The following is a 20,633-nucleotide window of genomic DNA, read 5'->3' on the forward strand; positions in this document are numbered from 1 at the left end:
ATATACTTATATACTTATATACTTATATACTTATATACTTATATACTTATATACTCAATACATACTACAGGGATCTGTATTTATGAAGGTAATCGCGGTATTAAATCAAAAGGGTGGTAGCGGTAAGACTACCATCGCAACGCATTTGGCTCGTGGCTTACAACTAAAAGGTCATAGTGTTTTGTTGGTGGATAGCGACCAGCAGGGCAGTGCGCGTGACTGGAGAGCGGTTGATGAAGACAATCCGGTACCAGTGATCGGGCTTGATAGACCAACACTTGATAAAGATTTAAAAAGCGTTTCTGATAAAGATTACGTGGTGATCGATGGATCGCCGCAAGCTACTAGTCTGGCTATTTCTGCTATAAAGGCGGCTGATTTTATATTGATTCCGGTGCAGCCGAGTCCTTATGATATCTGGGCAACCAGTGATTTGGTTGATTTAGTACAGCAACGTATTGAGATGATGGATGGCCAACTAAAGGCGGCCTTTGTCGTATCACGCGCCATTCAAAATACCAATATTGGTAAAGAGGTGGCAACCGCGCTGCTTGATTATAATCTTCCGGTATTAGAGACCAGAGTGATGCAGCGAGTTGCTTATCCTAATAGTGCTGCCCTTGGTAAGACAGTATTTGATACCGAATCGCCTAATAGCAATGCGATACAAGAGATAACCGCATTGGTCAGTGAGATTCAAATATTTTTTGGTGAGGAGTAGGTCATGAGTTTATCAGCAGGTCGCCCTAGTAAGAACGTTAAGGATCAGTTAGCTCTATCGGATGTGACGGACAGTCCCAAAAAGACGGTACGCGTGAATTTTAATCTAGATGAAGATAAACACATTGCGCTCAAACGGTACGCGCTTGAAAGCCGAAAAACGGTTACTGAGCTGTTGACTGAAATGATTGATGAAAAGTTGGTTGAACGATAGATATAAAAAATCGGATTTTTTATACCTAAAAAAAGGATATGTATAAAAAACTCAAAAAACTATATATATCATCGAACGCTGTGTACCTTTCTAGTATCATCAGATGCTTGTTTTCTTAAGCCAGACGTAGAAGCAAGCTGCAAAAAAAATGCCCATGGCAAAACAAGCACTGTTTCCTATATCAGTACCATATAATAGAACCAAAAACGGTTAGCAGTGCTAAGGTATATTGCCCTTAATCAAAGCGTACTCAATAACGATTTAAGTTACACAAAATATAAGGGGCTTCTAGCCCCATCATTATTCTGAACCGCCCCGAGATTGTCGGAGACTCAACTTTCTGAGAGAATACGACAATGAAAAGACAAACCTACACTCCTGAGATTAAAAAACGCGCCGTTCGCATGCTGATTGAAGCATTAAACGATTACACCTCTATGTGGTCAACCATTCAAGTTATAGTACTGAAAATAGAATCTACTTTTGGAACATTGTGGTCATGTCATAAAAAGCGCACTAATGAAACCATACTAACCAACATTCAAGACTAAGCTACACATACTAAAGAGCTTGAACGTGAAAATAAGAAGCTTACGTAAGCCAGTTAGATTACAGTAAAAGCCGCTTTTTTCGCCCAAGGAGAGATAGGACATACAATCCAGTTGTGGCTCAGTTTATTGATAACAATAAGTGTGTCTACGGTATTAGAGCAATATTGACTGTGCAATATAGAAGATATGCAATAAAATTATTTTCTACCTTTAATAAAATGCAGCAACCTAAACAAGGGTAAATTATGAGTAATTCAGATAACCACAGTCACCAAGCTCCAAACCCTAAAAATATGAATAAGGCTTTCTATATTGGAATTGGTCTAAATTCTGCATTTACGCTCATCGAGTTCATAGTGGGCTACTCAACTAATTCATTAGCTTTAATCGCAGACGCTAGCCACAACTTAAGTGATGTTGCCAGTTTAATAATCTCGTTAATTGGAATGAAATTAGCACAGAAAGCATCTACTACGCTTTATACCTATGGCTACAAAAAAGCTTCTATAATGGCTTCTCTTATTAACGCCATATTGTTAGTTACAATCGTTATAGGTATTGCGTATGAGGCCTTGGGTCGATTTGATACCATACCGGAAGTTGCAGGAAAAGTTATTATTATTACAGCTCTAATAGGTGTATTTATAAATACTGTTTCTGCTTTTGCATTCTACAAAGGTCAAAAAGACGATATTAATGTTAAAGGTGCTTTCTTGCATCTAATGGTAGATGCATTGGTCTCTGTAGGTGTCGTTATCTCGGGCATTATTATTTACTATACAAGTTGGAATATCGTTGATCCTCTAGTTAGCTTGATTATTTCAGTCGTGATACTGTTATCGACTTGGGGTCTACTAAAAGAGAGTATCAAGCTTGCTATTGACGGAGTACCTCAAAATGTTGATCTCAGTAAAATCACTGCTATCTTAGAGAGCTATAAATTTATTCAAAACTTTCATCATCTGCACATCTGGGCCTTGAGTACCACTGAGAATGCTCTGACAGTTCATATCGTACCGAAGAGCGATGTGACATTAGAAGAGACTCTTATTATGAAAGAAAATATTAAGGAAGATTTGGCGCATCAGAATATACAACATGCAACTATTGAATTTGGTATTAAGGCAGATGACAATCAAAAATCGCGTGCATTAAATGAAAGTATCAACTAAAAGATGATAGACCGTATATAGCTATCTCTTTTTAAGTATGAGGCGCGTGCTTTATGTCGACATAATTTTTTCAATCAGTTCTTATGTGATCAATAGTTTAAAACTTTTATATTTACGTGCGTTAGGACGTTACCTAGAAAAAATAAAAAACTTACGCTGATTAAATTATTATAATTAAGTTTACTATTACCCTCGTCCTCTAAGTGTGGTTAGACCTTTGCCAAAATAGCTTAGTAGTAATAACAGAGTTATTATTATCAAGATAGGATAATTTCCCATAAGCATAAAGGGAGTGTTACCAACCCGTGCCTGTATCTCACCACGTAGTACAGTACGCTCAAACTGCGGTGCGCGTTCTACAATACGACCTTTATGGTTAATGATAGCGGTAACACCAGTATTGGTCGCTCGAATAAACCAGCGCCCGTTCTCAAGCGCGCGCATTTGTACCATTTGCAAATGTTGCAATGGTCCTGCTGAAGTGCCAAACCAGGCATCGTTAGAGACCGTCAACAAAAAGTCAGTATCGATGGCATTTTTACGCGTGGTATCTGGATAAGCTACCTCATAACAGATAGCCGTCCCTATATTGTGTCCACGCACCTTTAGAGGTGACTGCTGATCACTACCACGACTATAGCTCTTAATATCCTGACTACCGGCCAAACTTGGGAAAATATCGAGCACGCCTTCAAATGGAATATACTCTCCAAAAGGCACCAGACGCTGCTTCTTGTATAGGCCTTCCGCTTCTACACCTCGAGCAATCACGCTATTGTAAAATGGGGGATACTTATCCGTACTGGCATTGAATGCCGCTTTATCCTTATAAGGGATACCAGTTATCCATGTCGTATTGGTCGCATTAGCCATTTCTATCATTTCACTAATAAAGCCCGCAGCCTCATCCTGAAACATAGGAATAGATGATTCAGGCCACACCACAACATCACGTCCCCACTCAGTGCGTGTTAACTTCGCATAAATCTTTAGCGTTTCTACTTGATACTTAGTCAGCCACTTTATATCTTGTGAAATATTACCTTGAATCAATGACACTGACAGATCAGGTGTGCCCTTAGGTTTTGTCCATTGCGGATTGACCAGCCATAATGATGTGCTAATGGCTAATAACAGTACAGAAACGATGGCATAACTACTGCGCCGAAGCAGTAGCTCTACTAAACTTGCAGCCAATAGTATGGCAACAAAAGAGACGGCAAAAACACCAGCAACGGGTGCTAAGGACGATAACCAATACTCTTCAGTAAATGCATAACCAACAAACAGCCACGGAAAGCCTGTGAATAACCAAGTTTTTAACCATTCTTGTAGCACCCAAAGAGCAGCAAATGAAAAGGGTTGTTTGCCTACCATACGGTTAAAGGCTAGTGCTAAAAATCCATGAAACAGTCCCATACCGAGACCCATCAATCCAATCATAATCAATGCGAGCCACGTTGGTGTATCGCTATAATCATGGATAGCAGTATAGAGCCAAAAGCCGCCGACGCACCATAGCCCCATACCGTAAGCTTCACCGATAATAAAAGCGCGACGACCACTCATATTTGGCACCAACAGCGCATATAAAATCGCTGGTGACACTATTGCTAGCGGCCAGAACCCATAAGGCGATAATGCAAATAAAAAAATAGCCCCTGCAAGCCATGCTGCTACTAGCGTAAGCCATAGCGGTAATTGATTTAAGTGAGTACTCAAACGCTTTTGTAGACTAATAGTAGACAGGTGCATCGCAAATTATCCAAAATTATGAGCCTTGAATTTTTAATCAAAATCCAAAACTCAGATAGACCCGTTAATACTACAGGCAGCATTTCAAAATAAAAACTGCTTATGATACCAGTCCGCACTGCTCAATGTATAAATTTACGTACCCCGTTTGATGGGTTATTATGCTACATTACCAAACGATATGAAGTGTTACTTGACCTTCTATAGCTCACAATATCTACAGTACATGAGAGAGCACTATGACCCCCTTAAAAATAAAATCCAGTCTTATATTCAATCGTCATCTGTCTAAGGGGTTGCGTGGTACGCTGGTGTTACTTGCCGCCTCATCACTATTTGCTTGTAGCCAACCGAGTAGTGGCGTATCTGATGCAAACACAACATCAGTAACAACCGAAAATGCAACAGCTATCACTTTAAAGGAAGATGAACCAAACGCTAAAAGTGCTCACATGATGACAAGGTCAGTAAGTAAACCAGACCTACTAAAAAACGTCTCAGCTACGGTCTATAAAGATGCCAATTGCGGCTGCTGTAAAGAATGGATAAGTCATGCAGAAGATAATGGTCTAAGTGCAACCGCGCAAGATGTTGCGGACTTAGCCGTATTTAAAGAGCGCTACAGCGTTCCAACTGAGATGCGTTCTTGCCATACTGTAGTCACTACTGATGATTACGTCTTTGAAGGTCATGTACCTGCTAAGTATATGGCGCAGTTCTTAGAAAATCCGCCAGTACAAGCTATGGGTCTTGCCGTACCTGGCATGCCTGTTGGTAGCCCAGGTATGGAGTATCAAAATAAATTCATGCCCTATCAGGTTATGCAGCTCAATAAAGACGGGACGACCCAAGTTTATGCTGATATTGAATCGGTAGAGCAGCAATTATAGTGTGTTAGCAGTTAAGAATACTTTGATTATAGTGTTAGCGTTAAAAGTAAATGAGGCAGGTATAAGACTGTTCTATTGCTTATAAAATGATTCTTCATCAAAAAAATCATTAGCTATTGCGACTTTAAAAGCAAAAATAACTTTGAATTTGTAACTTTTGATGACAATGTAAGCGGATTTATCGGTTATTAACCCTTAAAATAGATAAATAATTAAGGGTTAATACAAGAATATACAGGATGTATCGAAACAATTACGTAATATTACATAAGCCAGTAGGGAATTAACATCTATATCTATATTAATATTATAAATTATTATATTATCTTAATAATTAGTTAGACCCTATATAGGGTAATTACTTCATCCAATAAAAAAACGTCTGAGGGTTAAATCTATAATTTAGATTTAACCCTCAGACGTTTTTTTGCTTATAAAACAGTAGAAATTGTTGTCAATTTAGTCAGCTATATTCTGTATATGTTACACAAACTTACATTGTAAAATGTGGAATATTAGCAATTTTTTCAACATCAAAAAAGTATTTTTGGGGTTTTTAAGGGTGATGACAGGCTAAACAGCCTATGCTAAAGTCGGCTTTGTGTTTTGGCCAGCAGCTTGATTTGCAACAGCTTCGTAAGACTTCAATGATGTGCTGTGATCGCCAATAATCATTTTTTATATGAATAATATGCAGCAGAAGTATCAGTCACTATGACGTATATATACTTGAGTTGTTGAAATTTAATTGACTGCGCTGTTGTTGATAACAGACCATTTTGAATTAACCGTAGGTATTAGATTTATGAAACAGGCTTTATTGATTTTGTCAGTACTGGGTATGGGCATAGCACAAACGAGTGGTGCTGCTATCACAATCTCTCAAACAAATAATACCATCACCAATACTTCTGTGGCATCAAACTACGGTTCATCAAAAAACATCTATAGCACTAGCAGTGGTGCTTATGTTTCTAGTAATGACGAAATCAGTCAAGCTATTAGCAACCTAAGTGCGCAGGCTAAGCAAAAAGAGAGTCGGCTTTCATCATTAAACAGCCGCTTATACGCTGAAAAACAACAGCAGCAAGTCAATACAGTTCCTGATAGCAATTCAGCCCCCGCTATCGCTGCTGCTCGTGCTTCACGAGTGGCTCTATCTGGTAGCTCTGGATACTGTGCCCGTTACGTACGTAAAGCACTACAATCAGCAGGTTATGAGTTCACCCCCAATCCTTCAGCCTATCAGTACGCCACTCGTGGCACGCTTGATAAAGCAGGTTTTAGCAAAATCAGTAATGATATGCCAACCCAAGTAGGTGATGTTATTGTCTATGATCGCTCATCAAAGCGTCCACATGGCCATATCCAAATCTTTGATGGCGAAAACTGGATTTCTGATTTCCGTCAGAACAGCATCAGCCCATACAGTGGTGTCTATGCTTATACCACATGGCGTGATTCAAAATACGTGGATGACGCATCCGCATCAGATCGAAATATCTACCTTGCTATGAATGATAAATAAGACCTGATAAGTCAGCACAACATAGTTATTATTTCCTCCAACCCCAGTAGTGATCTTAATATCATTGCTGGGTTTTTTTGTGCTTAACATCAGGGTGTATTTAACCTTTCATGATTTGATCAGTTAGAAATGAACACTACTGATATCATTACTCATGACAGGAATTATCGACCAGCGCGTTTAAGATGCCACATGATACTGCTGGTGCACTACTTGCACATTTCTGACGCAAAACAGTCAAGTGCTGCTTTAAGTGCATCAATTCTTCCATTCGTATTTCTACAGCATAAATTTGCTTATCTAGTAATGAGTTCACATCACCACAGTCTTTATCAGGTTCCTCCCAGTATTCAAGTAAGATTCTTACTTCGTCTAAAGCCATGTCAAGCGTACGGCAGTGTAGGATAAATTGTAGACGTTCAATGTGCTCTTCATTATATAAACGATAATTCCCTGCGCTGCGAGAAGGCTCAGGTAATAAGTGCTCCTTTTCGTAATAGCGAATGGTTTCCACTGTGGCACCTGTGCGTTTAGCGAGCTCACCAATTTTGATTGTCATAACAACCTCTATGATTTAAATGATTAAAGTGGCTGTAAAGACTGGCGCTAGAGAAATTAAAATTACGAAACTGTAGATGAATAACCTTGACTCTAAAGCCACTAGAGGGTTCATAATATCATTATTCAAAGGGTAAATTATTATGAAATATCATATTGAAGGTATGGACTGTGCCAGTTGCATCGGCAAGATTGAAACAGCTTTGAAACGTATGCCTGGGGTTTCTGATGTTCAGCTGAATTTCGCTACAGAAACGCTAGAGCTAAATTTAGCCCCTGGTGCGCCGACTCAGGCTAGTGATATCGAAAAAACCATCAAAAGCCTAGGGTTCGGTATATCTGCCAATACTGGTCAACAAACTGTATCGGCTATTGATATTGACAGCGACAATCAGATGGCTCCGCAGGATAAGCGGTGGTGGCAAACTCAAAAAGGCAAACAGGTTGTTGGTCTCGGTATTTTGATGGGCAGCGCTTATGCACTGTCACTACTGTTCCCCGCTTATGGGATATGGGTGTTTGCCATCGCTGTGATTGTAGGCGTTTTTCCATTTGCACGCAAAGCCTTAGCACTGGCTAAAACAGGTTCATTCTTTTCAATTGAAACGCTGATGTCCGTCGCCGTGCTTGGCGCACTTATCATTGGTGAAGCTGAAGAGGCCGCAGCGGTTGTCTTTTTGTTCTCAATCGGTGAACTGTTTGAGAGTATCGCTGCTGATCGCGCTCGCGCTGGCATCAGAGCCTTATCATCGCTGGTTCCGAAAAGTGCGATTTTACTTGATGCTCAAGGTGGGCAGCGTAACGTTCCAGCGACTTCACTACAAGTGAATGACCTTGTGCTGGTGCGTCCTGGAGATAGGGTATCTGCTGATGGTTCCATTGTTCAAGGTGCGTCCAGCCTTGATGATTCGCCCGTGACGGGAGAGTCTGTTCCTGTTGCCAAGACGATGGGTGACAATGTATTTGCAGGGTCAATTAACATCGATGGTGTGCTCCAAGTGCGCGTAGAAAAGACAGCCGCCGATAACACTATTTCGCGCATTATTGATTTGGTAGAGCAAGCGCAAGCTTCCAAAGCACCCACTGCCCGTTTTATTGAGAAATTCAGTCGTTACTATACACCGGCTGTGATGGCTATTGCCGCCCTAATTATCATCGTCCCACCGTTAACCATGGGCGGAGATTGGTCAACTTGGTTATATCGAGGTCTAGCCTTATTATTGATCGCTTGTCCTTGTGCTCTTGTGCTCTCAACACCAGCTGCTATCGCCTCTGGTCTAGCGGTCGGTGCGCGCCGCGGCTTGCTGATCAAGGGCGGTAGTGCTTTAGAAACCATCGGCCAAGTGAAGACAGTCGCTTTTGACAAGACAGGCACTTTAACTGAAGGCAAACCACGCGTGACCGATGTTGTTGACATTACACAAGAGTATTCAAGTGTTCAAGGTCAGGATTCTCAGGATCAGGGTTCTCAAGGTAAAGATAAGGTATTGGCGCTCTTTGCCAGTGTGGAGACAGGTTCTAGTCACCCGCTTGCTGAAGCCATTGTCAGTCATGCCAAAGCCGCCAAAGTTGTCATACCTGTGGCTTCTAAAGCTTCTGCTACTGCGGGTAAAGCGGTACACGCAACTATCGCTGGGCGCGCGCTAGCTATCGGTTCGCCTGTTTATGCCGCAGATGAGGCATCAATTTCAGCCGAGCAACAGGCACAAATCGAGGCGCTGCAAAATGAGGGCAAGACCGTCTCAGTTCTTTTCGATGAGCAAAGTCGAGAAGTGCTTGGATTGGTCGCACTAAGAGACGAGTTACGAGACGACGCTCATGAAGGTGTGGCTCAACTTAAAGCGATGGGTGTGCGCTCCGTCATGCTAACAGGCGACAACCGCTTAACCGCTCAAGCACTTGCCAGTAATTTAGACGTGGAATGGGAAGCTGAGCTGTTGCCTGAGGACAAACTGCGCTTGCTTAACGAGATGAAGAATAACAGCAAAATAGCGATGGTGGGTGATGGTATTAACGATGCGCCAGCACTAGCAACCGCTGATGTTGGCATCGCGATGGGTGGTGGTACCGATGTGGCCATTGAGACGGCCGATATCGCATTATTGAAAAGTCGGGTTACAGACATGGCTCATCTGATTGCACTTTCGCGTGCCACCATGCGCAACATTCATCAGAACGTCATTTTCGCTTTAGGTCTCAAAGGCGTCTTTCTGATCACGACCGTATTCGGCATTACTGGACTATGGATTGCGGTTCTAGCTGATGCTGGAGCAACAGTGCTCGTTACTCTCAATGCGTTACGTTTACTGCGCTTTAAAGGAGCGCCTCCAATGGTAACTGCGCCTAAAGTAGTTAAATAAAACCCTTCGAAATCAATTAAAAACTAGAGATAGCAGCAGATTTCGGGGGTGGGTTCTAATAATAAAAATTCCACCGCTACAGTAAACTGCAACCGCATTAGAGTAAATAAGGTTAGACCGTATGTTGATTACAGAATTGGGCTATTTTGCCTTGCTTACCGCTTTTGTATTGGCGTTATTGCAGGTAATTCTGCCAACTATTGGTGTTATTCGTAACCAAGTTGCTTGGCAACGACTAGCCCCTAGCTTAGCTTGGGCACAGTTTGCCGCCATGATAACGTCATTTGGCGCTTTGATAGCAGGTTTTTATTATAATGATTTTAGCCTCAGTTACGTCGCGCAGCATTCCAATACGCTGTTGCCTTGGTACTATAAGTTATCGGCGACATGGGGCGGACACGAGGGCTCTTTGCTGCTATGGATGACCATCATGGCCACATGGTGTGCACTGGTATCATACTTTAGTCGCGGCTTGCCGTTATCAATGCGTGCGCGGGTACTAGTTATTTTGGCCGGTGTACAGTTAATGATGCTAACAATGCTGATATTTACCTCGTCACCGTTTGAGCGTACCTTACCCAATCTAGCGGTCGATGGCGCTGATTTAAATCCCGTCCTACAAGATTTCGGTCTGATTATTCATCCGCCCATGTTATATATGGGCTATGTGGGTATGGTAGTGCCTTTTGCATTTTGTATGGCGGCATTGTGGGAAGGGCGTTTAGATGCTGCTTGGACACGCTGGTCACGTCCATGGGCGCTCGCGGCTTGGGGATTTTTGACCATTGGTATTGCACTGGGCTCGTGGTGGGCCTACTACGAGCTTGGCTGGGGCGGTTGGTGGTTTTGGGATCCGGTAGAGAACGCCTCGTTTATGCCTTGGCTTGTCGGCTTAGCATTGCTGCATTCATTAGCAGTCACTGAAAAGCGCGGGGTGTTTAAAGCATGGACCATCATGCTGGCTATTTTCGCCTTTGCCTTAAGCTTGCTTGGCACGTTCCTGGTACGCTCTGGAGTCCTTACCTCAGTGCATTCGTTTGCCGCTGATCCGACGCGTGGTTTGGTTATCTTAGCTATTCTTGGCATTATCATCGGTAGTGGTCTATTGATGTTTGCCGTTCGCGGTTGGCGTTTAACCGTTGAAAGTCAATATCAGCTGATTTCACGTGAGTCCTTTTTAGTGATCAACAACGCCATCATTTTGATTGCAACCTTAGTGGTGTTGCTCGGCACCCTCTATCCTATTATCGCTGATGCCTTTGGTTTAGGACAAGTGTCCGTCGGCCCTCCTTATTTTAATGCATTATTTGTACCTTTAACGTGGCTGTTATTAATAGCTATGGGTATGGGCTCAAATATTCGCTGGAAAAAAGACACCCGTCCACTACTGGGTATAGGCATGGTCATCGCCGTTAGTAGCTTAGTATTAGCCGCCATTATTACTTACTTTGTTAATCCATCGTCTATGCTTAATATTGGTGTGACTTTAGCCGTTAGCTTTTGGGTACTGCTATGGATGGCAGTTGATTTTAAAGATAAAACTAAGAATGCGCCTAATCTTTTTAACGGTTTGCGGCAGTTGCGTCTGAGCTATTGGGGTCAACAGACTGCTCATATTGGCGTATTGGTTGCTGTCATTGGCATAGCCTTTACTAGTAGCTTGAGTATTGAGCGTGACGTAGCAATGGGTATTGGCGATACAGTCAATGTTCAAGGTTACGATTTTGAAGTAACTGAATTTTTTGAAATAAAGGGGAGTAACTTTGATGCAACGCAAGCTGAGGTTGTAGTGACTAAGAATGGCCAAGAAGTGGCAACGCTATATCCTGAAAAACGTACGTATATTATCAGCACTATGCCAACAACTGAGGCCGCTATTGACCCCAATCTTATGCGCGATGTTTATGTCGCACTGGGCGAACCTATTGCCGATGGTAGTAACCAATGGGCATTAAGGATTTATGTAAAACCATTAATTCGCTGGATTTGGTTAGGGGCAATTATCATGGCTCTAGGTGGATTAATTAGCATGCTTGATAAACGATACCGCATCAAAAAAGTTAAAGCTCCATTGCTAGTTACTGGTGATCTGGCTACTGATGGAGTCAATGAGGTAGCTATTGAACAGGCAATCTCAGCATCGACGATGTCGACACTAAAGGAGAAATAAATGACTATGTCGAATAATACTCCTGAGCAAAAAGATAGCCAAAACAGTAAGCAGCGTAACCCAAAGACAATGAAAAAAAAGCAGACGAAGCTATGGTTCTTAATTCCGCTTATCCTCTTTTTTGGTTTGGTAGTTATATTGTACATGCGCTTAGGTAAACCAACAGACATTGTGACCAATACCGCTCTTGAGCGTCCGGTTCCTACCTTTGAGCTGCCGTTATTAGCAGATACTACCCGTACTATCACCAATGATAATTTGCCGGATAAGCCGTTTTTACTTAATGTTTGGGGCTCATGGTGCCCAACTTGCGTTATTGAGCATCCGTTTTTAATGCAACTAGAAGAGCGCGGCGTTGATATCGTTGGTGTGAATTATAAGGATGAGATTGGTAATGCGCTCAGTTACTTAAACCGAGGCGGTGATCCATTTTCTATGTCTATTCAGGATTCATTGGGTCAGTTTGCTCTAGACTTAGGCATAACTGGTGCGCCCGAAACCTTTGTTGTGGATGGAGATGGCATCATTCGTCAGCATATTGTTGGTGAGGTTAATGAAGCCAATTGGCAACAGCGTGTTAAGCCGTGCCTGACCGTACTTAATGAGGCTAATAAGAACAACGATAGTCCTGATCTCATTCAGGTTGAGGAGATGTGCAAATGAACGTTATTCGAATAAGAGCTCCTCAACTAAAACCCAATATAGTTTTAAAACTAGCAAGCTTAATACTAGCGTGTCTGCTTAACATGACGGCAAACGCAGCTATTGACGTATACGATTTTGACTCACCACAGCAAGAAGCTCAGTATCGTGGATTAATAGAAGAGTTTCGCTGCCCAAAATGCCAAAATCAAAACCTTGCAGCCTCTGATGCACCGATTGCACAGGATCTAAAGCAAAAAGTCTATGATTTAATTAAAGATAGACGTAGTGATGCTGAAATACGCGTCTATATGCAAGAGCGCTACGGTGACTTTATTAGCTACAAGCCGCCTATGCGACCATCAACATGGATCCTATGGTTTTTTCCACCACTATTATTGCTCGTCTTAATTATTGGTTGGTTTTGGCAAAGTAAGCGTCGCCAAGTTGTTGCCCGTGGTCAAAGCGGCGTCACAGTGAACAGTACTGCTGCCTTGACCTCTACGGAAAAGGCTGAGCTTGATCGTCTATTATCGCAAGCTGAGAGTGTCGACCACGACATTACTAGCCTAGAGGACAAAAAATGACTCTATTTTCTACTTTTGGCTTATTTGTAACTCTAAGCTTGCTGATTGCTCTTATATTTGCGCTGATTGCTATTATGCCATGGCTACGAGCACCGCGTTTGCAGTCCAAACCAATAGACAATCAACTGCTAGATATTAATGTTGCAGTATTTCGCGAACGTTTAGCTGAGCTACAAACAGATAAAGACAGCGGTACTATTAATAATAGCCATTATCAAAATCAAAAGCTGGAGCTTGAGCGTCAGCTATTAGATGCGCAGCGTCAGATAACACCTATGGTCACCCCTGATGTCAAAAGCCGTTTAATTGTCGCAGCTTGGATCCCAATATTGGCTGCAATGGCGTATTTACTAATAGGCAATCGTACGCCCGTGTTTGATTTGTGGACAGCTGAGGACAAAGTAGGACAAGTGGCTGACGACCTATTGACAGCTAAAATTGACAAGCCGCCATCATGGGCGTTTGAAGATGGTCGTCAACTGATTAGCGCCATGCAAACCAATGTTCATCGTAATGCTGATGATCCTAATCGCTGGATGCGCCTATCCGAGCTTTTCTTATCTATGGAGGCAACTGATTCTGCGCTGGAAGCCTTATCTCGTGCCTATCGTTTAGCTCCTGAAAATGAAGAAATCGCCACCACTTATGCTCAGACTAGCTTTTTCGTTAATGAAGGTCAGTTAGACGCCAATATTCGCCGTGTATTACAAGCTATATTAGCTAAGAATCCGCAGCATGAACGGGCTCAAATGCTCATGGCAATGGGTGAGACTCGTAGTAGTAACTTTGCCCAAGCGCAAGGTTGGATTAAACGCTTACAAGGCAGCATTGTGGCCAAACCAGGTGATCATACTAAAGCTTTAGCAAGCTTAGATGAGTTAAGCAACTACGTTAGCACGCAAGAAAAGCAAGCGCTAGAAGGTATTGACGTGACAGTGAAAATTAACGCTAATTTATTACCGTTAGTGAAAGCTGATGATGTGTTGTTTGTTGCGATACGTGACGTTAAAGGAGGTCCACCGTTTGCCGCCAAACGTTTACCCATTAGTGTTATTGAGCAAGGTGAGGCCAGTATCCGCTTAAGCAATCTTGATGCGATGATGCCAGATCGCACGTTAAATTCAGCTCGTAGTGACAAAACTCAGTTAGCAGTCGTTGCTCGTATTAGTCATAGCGGTAATGCCATAGCAGAGTCAGGCGACTTATCGGGTAATCCGATAGTGATTAGTGCTGAACAGACTCAGGTTAATATTGAAATCAATCAACAGATTCCCTAATAAAAAATTATTACCGTAAGTTTCATAATACCAGAGCGGTAAGTGGAGCCGTTTTTAAAAGTGGCGCTATTAATAGTCGTATACTAAAAACATATACGTTTAACATTGTTCATTGTATAAACACAGATAAAGAAAACAACTATGACTGAATCTACCGACAGATTAGATAGTACTAAATTGAATAGCGTTGAATCGGCTAGTACTAATATTGCTGACAATAAAGTACCTATAGCTGTGAGTAGTACTCATCAATCAATTGACTCTAAAACCATGAATCATACGCCTAAAGCTATGTACGTAACCTCAGGCAACTCGATAACACCTAAAGGTAAGTTGAATAAAATGCCAAAAATGGTTGCCAATGGCAGTCGCGCTTTTATCTGGTATTTGTTGGCGATAATGGTATTAATACTTGATCAATGGACTAAGTGGTTGGCCCAAACCAAATTAGCGTTCAATGACCCCGTACCGGTCATTGAACCATTTCTCAACTGGACACTCGCTTATAACTATGGGGCAGCATTTAGCTTTTTAGCCGACGCTGGCGGTTGGCAGAAATGGTTTTTCTCAGGCTTAGCTTTTGTAATGGCTATCTTTTTAACGGTTTATTTAATCAAAGCGCCACGTGCAGCCAAGCTATTGTCCATGGGGTTAGCCTTAATGCTCGGTGGTGCGATTGGCAACTTAATCGATCGTTTAAGAATTGGTAAAGTGGTTGACTTTATCCATGTGCATTATGCTGATGTCTGGAATTATCCTATTTTCAATGTTGCAGATATAGGTGTCTGTGTCGGTGTCGCATTGATTATAATTGACATGATATTTTTAGAAAGTAAGCGTAATAAATAAGCACATTGATGCCGATTATCACAAACAAAATGAACTAGCGTCGTAGTCACTCTATACGGAAAAATACTTTTTATACTTGAGTATGTTTATAAAATGTGAACTGGAAGGTAATGTATGACTGGTATAGGTACTCACTCATTTTAGGTCTTAAAACCCAATACTTAAAAGCTCTGCGTAGAGCCATTATTATAGAGACATTGAATAATCCATAAATTCTTTATTGATAATAACAAAAGGAAAATATAGTGTCACAGGCTCAGCCAACTATTGAAAAAATTCACAGCCTTAGAAAAAAACAAGAGACCGCGTTAAAAAGTCTTACCCTTATAGGCTACCTAGAAGGCACCTCTTTCTTATTATTGCTCTTCATCGCCATGCCACTAAAATATATGCTGGATATTCCAGAAGGTGTGAAATACATCGGTATGGCACACGGTATTTTGTTTATTACCTATATCATAATACTTATAGGCTCAGCTATCAAAATGAAAATGCCTCTTTGGGCAATACCTGCGGGCGTACTCGGCTCACTCTTACCTTTTGGCCCATTTATATTCGATCATTTACTAAAAAATAACTTACAGAAAAGTGTAAGTAAAGAAGCCTAGAACAAGCTCTGCTACAAATGATACAAATGATACAAACGTATATTATTACTCAAGATTATTTTTCCTAACTAAATTACAAGCCGCCATCACTCATCATGGCGACAAATGAATAATATTGAGCAGAAATTAATCACAATAAAACTTTGATTCAGACCCAGTATGAATAGTCTTACACTCTAGTTACTTTTCCAACTTATCTTACATACTATCGACAAACCCGTCTTGTTTAAAAGCTAAACAGGTTTTGTCATCCGCGATGGATTTCCTGTTATCGTAGGGTATACCCCAAGGAAACCAGTTATTTTACCTTTCAAACCTATTAACAGACTACTTAAAGCAGACTGTTAGCATGGAACCATCTATAACAGACTTTTGAATTATAAGACTGGCTGCTGTGCTTTTTTCCTATCATTAGCCTATACCTAAAAAATAAAAACTCTAAACGATACTCTATCTATCATTAGACTTGTTATTAATATTAAATGATAGTAATATCTTATTATTATCAATGAACATTGGTTATTAAGTCTAAATAATATAGGTGGCGTTATGACCGTTCGTATTTATGTGAGAGCCAGCACTAAGGATCAAGACGCTAAGAGAGCCTTGTCTGACTTGATTAGCTTTAGCCAAAGCTATAACGATAACCTTGTTGAGTACGTTGAGCATTTCAGTGGTACGAAGCTTGATAGACCAGCACTCACTCTGTTACTCAATGATGCTGAGGAAGGCGATATTCTGCTGGTCGAAAGTGTGGATAGATTAAGCAGGCTATCTCAAGATGATTTTGCGATTCTAAAGCAGCGCATCAAAGACAAGGGCTTACGATTGGTGGTAGCTGATCTACCAACTACGCATACGGTAAGTAAGGGCATGACAGGTGAGATCCTAACAGTGATTAACCATATGCTGATCGACTTGTTAGCAACGATGGCAAAGCTTGATAACGATAAGCGTAGAGAGCGTATTAAGCAGGGGTTAGCGAATAGTGGTTATAAGCCCACAGGTAAGAAAGCCAATACAGTGAAACATAATCGTATTAGAGAGTTGGCCAGTCAAAACAATATGACGAAAGAGGAGATTGCTAAGGCGGTTGGTGTTGGGGTGGCTACGGTTTATCGAGTGTTAAAGCAGGGCTAATAGCTGAATAGTTGAGGTATTTTAAATAACAGTTTGTCTTTTTTATAGACACGATATTATTAGATACATAAGAACCAACTTGGAAGTTTTTAATCATGCAGCCTAACTCAAGTAAATCTACCTCCGATAAAGTCGGGGCGGTTCAGTAGTGAGGTATTAAAGATTGATTATAATCACTTAATACCATCAACAATTACTATACTCCTTACTTGGGTTAGCATAACCTTTCACTAGCTGTCCAATTTTGTTATGCCACTAAACCATTTTAAAGAAAAATATCAAGCATGAAAAAAGCAAAACATAAAATGTTTTGCTTCCTGAACTGTCAGTTACATCTATTTAGCGCTTAAACTGTGCGTATTTACCACAAGATGCCGGCTGCCAATAAAACTCAGTGGCGAAGAATTCATCGTCGCGTATTCTGCCCTCATAGCTGTCATCAAAGATGATTTTATATTGGCACGTTTCTACTGTGTTATTAGCGTCATAGAATTTTAGAATATAATCCCATTCACGAGCATTAAAACCTTCGCTAAAATGAGGCGTGCCGATTAACTTATACAGCTCGTCTTTCGTGGTTCCCACTCTAATCTTGGCGATATCTTGGTGATTAACGATAGTGCCGCCTTTTTGCCAGGCTTTATTAGTATCAGGGAATACTAAGTCATCAGGGTTCACAGAGCCTTTTTGCGCGCCAGGTGTCAAATGCCAAGTTGGCGTTATATTTTTTTGCGCACAGCCAGATACTGTGAAGAGCAATGCGATCGTTGCCAATAAGCCATAATGGCATAGATATTTTTTCATTATTCATTCCTTAATATATGTTATGAGTAATTTGACAACGCCTGCCCATTTGCGGACAGGCGCTGTCATCAAATAATGTAACGATACGAGATTTAGAAATGGAAGCCTGCACCAATTGCGCCGCCAGCATTACCTTGCGTATCTGCTGTACCATTTGCTTTAATTACCCAACGACCATTATCAGAAACTCTTGAGATACCCACGGCAACGGCACTTTGACCGTTATAAGTAGCGACACCGCCGCCTATCATTGATTTACCAGGGATATAAGCTTGTGGCAGTGAAGACATCGCCATGGCTGCTGAAATACCAGCATTAGCACCATCTTCAACTTCACCAATCTTGTAGCCCAGCTCATTGACGCTGTTGCTAACTCTCTGGTCAAGAGCATTTAATTGACCAAGATTGACTGCATCATTAACCTCGATACCATCCGCCACGCCAGTAATGGTTTTATTACCAGCATAAATACCGTCTACCGTCATGCTTGGACCGTCTTTGATGCTTACGCCATTATTATTAACCGTGGTATTGCCAGTCGTCACACTATCTACGCTGATATTGCCACTTAAATCAAACTTAATGCCGCTACCAGTCGTGGTTGTCGTGATATTGTCACTACCTTCAAACTTAAGTGCAGTACCATCGCCTATTGGCTTATTAATATCAGCACCATTATCAGCACCGAAGCTTAGACCAGCGTCAAGTCTGTCAGTATTGGCTTGAATGTTATCGTTCGATGCATTCTCACCGTCTTTGAGAGAAGCAATGGCATCGTCGATGGTGTTTTTACCAGTGCCACCAATGTCTGTGGTAGTAATAACCCCACCTTCATTTTTGGCATTGCCACCGATAACGCTTACGATAGAATCGGCAGTGTTGTTTAGCTGGTCACCAGTTACGACATCATTAGATCCAGCCGCTACGGTACCGTTAGCCACACCCGTTAACAGACGGTCGCCATCTTTACCAGTAAAGTCAACACTAGTGCCACCGGTTGCAGCTCCTACCGTAATACTATCAGTAGGAGTTTGCTGCTGAACGAGACCTGCTTTACCAGCAGCCAGATCAGCGATATTGTCAGTGTTTGAGGTAATACGGTCATCAAGGTTGGTTAGCGCATCGCCTACATTGTTTACATTCACACTCCCATTATCTAAGCTATAAGAAGGTGCGCTTACTTTACCCGTATCTGGGTCATATTTTGCGCCGCCGCCTAGATTGTTTGCTGTGCTATTGCCTAAAGCATCCGTTTTACCGTTAGCTTCTGCCGTAACTTTATCTAACTGCCCTTTGTTCACAGCATCTGTTGCTTTAACGGCATCGCCTACATTGGTAATGACCGTGCCACCAGCATTAAGACCACCGACACTGATGCTTGGGCCTGTCTGCATACCTGTACCATCAATGAAGCTGACACCGCCTTGGTTAAAGATGGTAGTGTTACCTGCTGCGTCAGTGGCAATAAAGCCATTAGCGCCATAGTCAGCACTGTTACCAGTTGCATTATCAACGACATTAGTGCCTTTACCAGTGATGGTGGTCACGTTGTCGCCGTTAGTGATGGTATTGCCCTTAGCCGTACTGATATTGGTGTTGCCATCTTTATCAGCCAGCTCAGAACCCGTTGCAGTGTAGTCAGCGCTGTTGCCTTCATCATCGACAACATTGGTGCCAGCAGTAGTAATAGTAGTGCTATTACCTTTGCCGTCATCTACTTTAACGCCTTCATTATTGGTCACTGTGTTACCAGTCTTCACGCTGCCATCTGCACCAAGATCGATGTCTTTAGCAAGTTGCACGAGTAGACCATCTTTACCATTGGCAACCACACCAATGTTGCCAGTCGTTAAGGGAGCTTTTGCGCCGCCAGTGATATTTAAGGTCTCACCAAGTTTGCGCTTAACATTCGTACCACTATCACCTGCAAAGCTTAAGCCTGCATTCGTTAGGGCATTTTGCGCTGAGTCTAATTGACCTTTATTCACCGCATCAGAGGCTTTTACCCCATTGGCTACATTGCCAAGACTAGTGCCGCCACTGATGACAATGTTATTGCCATTAGCATCTTTGCCAATGACGGCAGGCGTACCTGCTAAAATGACTTTGTTGTAATTGATAGCGTTCGTAATAGGATCGCGCTCATATTGCACAGCGCCGTCGGCTAGGTTGTCTAATTGACCTTTGTTTACGACATCTTTTGCATCAGTACCTGCTTCTACACCACTGATCTTATTTGTGGTTTTATCAATCACAACATTACCCACAGTCACTTTGTCTGTGGTTACACCAGCGTTATTAATCACCGTATTGCCGGTAGTGACACTATTTAATTGCAAGTCTTTGCTTAAAGCAAACGCAACATTGTTGCCTGTCTTAGTAGCCGTCAAGTTCGTATCGGTTGGCTCAGCCACTCCAATATCAACTGTATCACCCGCTTTGATTGCAGCGCCGTTTTGACCATTGGTCTGTAAGCTAAAGCCACCTTTTAAGGTCGTGATATCAGTGGTGTTGCCCGTAATGTTATTGCTGTTGGTTGTGATGTTTTGGCTATTTTGTTCCACGTTCTGATTGGTTGTGAACAGCTGACCGCCATTCACAGCATCCATTGAGGTAGCAGAAATATCACCAGCCTTAACATTGCTAAGGGTTGTACCTGTAGCGCCGCCACCTAAAGTTACTTTGTCTTTAGTCGTTGCGTCGTCGTATTTAACCGCTGCATTGTCTGTTGCGGTCTGTTGCCCTGCCAAAGCGTCTAATTGACCTTTGTTTACGACATCTTTTGCATCAGTACCTGCTTCTACACCA

Annotated in this window: 18 protein-coding genes; 14 read left to right on the plus strand and 4 right to left on the minus strand. The window is 41.9% G+C overall.

The window, feature by feature from the left end; all coding sequences use genetic code 11:
* Nucleotides 1-82 precede the first annotated feature (82 nt).
* From parA to I3252_RS13275, 4 genes are all read left to right on the plus strand, one after another.
* On the plus strand, nucleotides 83-721 hold the full coding sequence (gene parA / locus I3252_RS13260) for a ParA family partition ATPase (protein WP_198333365.1): 639 nt from the start codon (nucleotides 83-85) through the stop codon (nucleotides 719-721).
* A 3-nt stretch (nucleotides 722-724) separates the two neighbouring features.
* Nucleotides 725-934 carry a plasmid partition protein ParG gene (locus tag I3252_RS13265; RefSeq protein ID WP_045448060.1) on the plus strand — a complete coding sequence of 70 codons (210 nt, stop codon included), beginning with the start codon at nucleotides 725-727 and terminating at the stop codon, nucleotides 932-934.
* A 356-nt stretch (nucleotides 935-1,290) separates the two neighbouring features.
* The gene (locus I3252_RS13270; RefSeq protein WP_140412949.1) at nucleotides 1,291-1,485 is read left to right on the plus strand and encodes a hypothetical protein; all 195 of its coding nucleotides are present in this window, start codon (nucleotides 1,291-1,293) and stop codon (nucleotides 1,483-1,485) included.
* Between the two features lie 245 nt (nucleotides 1,486-1,730).
* Nucleotides 1,731-2,657 (plus strand): cation diffusion facilitator family transporter, encoded by a 927-nt coding sequence (locus I3252_RS13275; RefSeq protein WP_087813585.1) that lies wholly within the window; start codon nucleotides 1,731-1,733, stop codon nucleotides 2,655-2,657.
* A 186-nt stretch (nucleotides 2,658-2,843) separates the two neighbouring features.
* On the opposite strand, the gene lnt is transcribed toward I3252_RS13275, so the two are convergent.
* Complete coding sequence (gene lnt / locus I3252_RS13280) at nucleotides 2,844-4,412, minus strand: apolipoprotein N-acyltransferase (RefSeq protein ID WP_238035573.1); 1,569 nt, start codon at nucleotides 4,410-4,412, stop codon at nucleotides 2,844-2,846.
* Nucleotides 4,413-4,651: 239 nt separating this feature from the next.
* Between lnt and I3252_RS13285 the strand changes: the two genes are divergently transcribed.
* Together I3252_RS13285 and I3252_RS13290 are read left to right on the plus strand one after the other, a co-directional pair.
* Nucleotides 4,652-5,302 carry a DUF411 domain-containing protein gene (locus I3252_RS13285; RefSeq protein WP_011513677.1) on the plus strand — a complete coding sequence of 217 codons (651 nt, stop codon included), beginning with the start codon at nucleotides 4,652-4,654 and terminating at the stop codon, nucleotides 5,300-5,302.
* Nucleotides 5,303-6,107: 805 nt separating this feature from the next.
* Nucleotides 6,108-6,830, plus strand: a complete 723-nt coding sequence (locus I3252_RS13290; RefSeq protein WP_011513678.1) for a CHAP domain-containing protein — start codon at nucleotides 6,108-6,110, stop codon at nucleotides 6,828-6,830.
* A 148-nt stretch (nucleotides 6,831-6,978) separates the two neighbouring features.
* Here I3252_RS13290 and cadR read toward each other — a convergent pair whose 3' ends face one another.
* Nucleotides 6,979-7,389: a Cd(II)/Pb(II)-responsive transcriptional regulator gene (gene cadR / locus I3252_RS13295; protein WP_060492340.1), complete on the minus strand. Its 411-nt coding sequence runs from the start codon at nucleotides 7,387-7,389 to the stop codon at nucleotides 6,979-6,981.
* A gap of 142 nt (nucleotides 7,390-7,531) precedes the next feature.
* Here cadR and I3252_RS13300 point away from each other — a divergent pair, with 142 nt between their 5' ends.
* The 8 genes from I3252_RS13300 to I3252_RS13335 all read left to right on the plus strand — a co-directional run bounded on the left by I3252_RS13300 (nucleotide 7,532) and on the right by I3252_RS13335 (nucleotide 17,021).
* Nucleotides 7,532-9,748: a heavy metal translocating P-type ATPase gene (locus tag I3252_RS13300; protein ID WP_198333361.1), complete on the plus strand. Its 2,217-nt coding sequence runs from the start codon at nucleotides 7,532-7,534 to the stop codon at nucleotides 9,746-9,748.
* A gap of 121 nt (nucleotides 9,749-9,869) precedes the next feature.
* A complete protein-coding gene (locus I3252_RS13305; protein WP_058368779.1) occupies nucleotides 9,870-11,918 on the plus strand; it encodes a heme lyase CcmF/NrfE family subunit in 2,049 nt (682 codons plus the stop codon).
* A gap of 6 nt (nucleotides 11,919-11,924) precedes the next feature.
* Nucleotides 11,925-12,581: a DsbE family thiol:disulfide interchange protein gene (locus tag I3252_RS13310; RefSeq protein WP_173240336.1), complete on the plus strand. Its 657-nt coding sequence runs from the start codon at nucleotides 11,925-11,927 to the stop codon at nucleotides 12,579-12,581.
* Nucleotides 12,578-13,147 carry a cytochrome c-type biogenesis protein gene (locus tag I3252_RS13315; RefSeq protein ID WP_045448069.1) on the plus strand — a complete coding sequence of 190 codons (570 nt, stop codon included), beginning with the start codon at nucleotides 12,578-12,580 and terminating at the stop codon, nucleotides 13,145-13,147. Before I3252_RS13310 ends, I3252_RS13315 begins: the two co-directional genes overlap by 4 nt.
* A complete protein-coding gene (gene ccmI / locus I3252_RS13320; protein ID WP_045448072.1) occupies nucleotides 13,144-14,424 on the plus strand; it encodes a c-type cytochrome biogenesis protein CcmI in 1,281 nt (426 codons plus the stop codon). Before I3252_RS13315 ends, ccmI begins: the two co-directional genes overlap by 4 nt.
* A gap of 141 nt (nucleotides 14,425-14,565) precedes the next feature.
* Nucleotides 14,566-15,273, plus strand: coding sequence for a signal peptidase II (gene lspA, locus I3252_RS13325; RefSeq protein ID WP_045448075.1), 708 nt, complete (start codon nucleotides 14,566-14,568; stop codon nucleotides 15,271-15,273).
* Between the two features lie 245 nt (nucleotides 15,274-15,518).
* A complete protein-coding gene (locus I3252_RS13330) occupies nucleotides 15,519-15,881 on the plus strand; it encodes a DUF3817 domain-containing protein (protein WP_087813587.1) in 363 nt (120 codons plus the stop codon).
* Nucleotides 15,882-16,430: 549 nt separating this feature from the next.
* A complete protein-coding gene (locus I3252_RS13335; RefSeq protein ID WP_238035574.1) occupies nucleotides 16,431-17,021 on the plus strand; it encodes a recombinase family protein in 591 nt (196 codons plus the stop codon).
* A gap of 339 nt (nucleotides 17,022-17,360) precedes the next feature.
* On the opposite strand, the gene I3252_RS13340 is transcribed toward I3252_RS13335, so the two are convergent.
* Nucleotides 17,361-17,825, minus strand: coding sequence for an outer membrane protein assembly factor BamE (locus I3252_RS13340; protein ID WP_238035575.1), 465 nt, complete (start codon nucleotides 17,823-17,825; stop codon nucleotides 17,361-17,363).
* Nucleotides 17,826-17,917: 92 nt separating this feature from the next.
* A partial coding sequence (locus I3252_RS13345; protein WP_238035576.1) for a YadA-like family protein occupies nucleotides 17,918-20,633 on the minus strand: 2,716 nt, incomplete at its 5' end.

This window comes from Psychrobacter sp. Ps4, from assembly GCF_022129285.1.
Lineage (GTDB): Bacteria > Pseudomonadota > Gammaproteobacteria > Pseudomonadales > Moraxellaceae > Psychrobacter > Psychrobacter immobilis_A.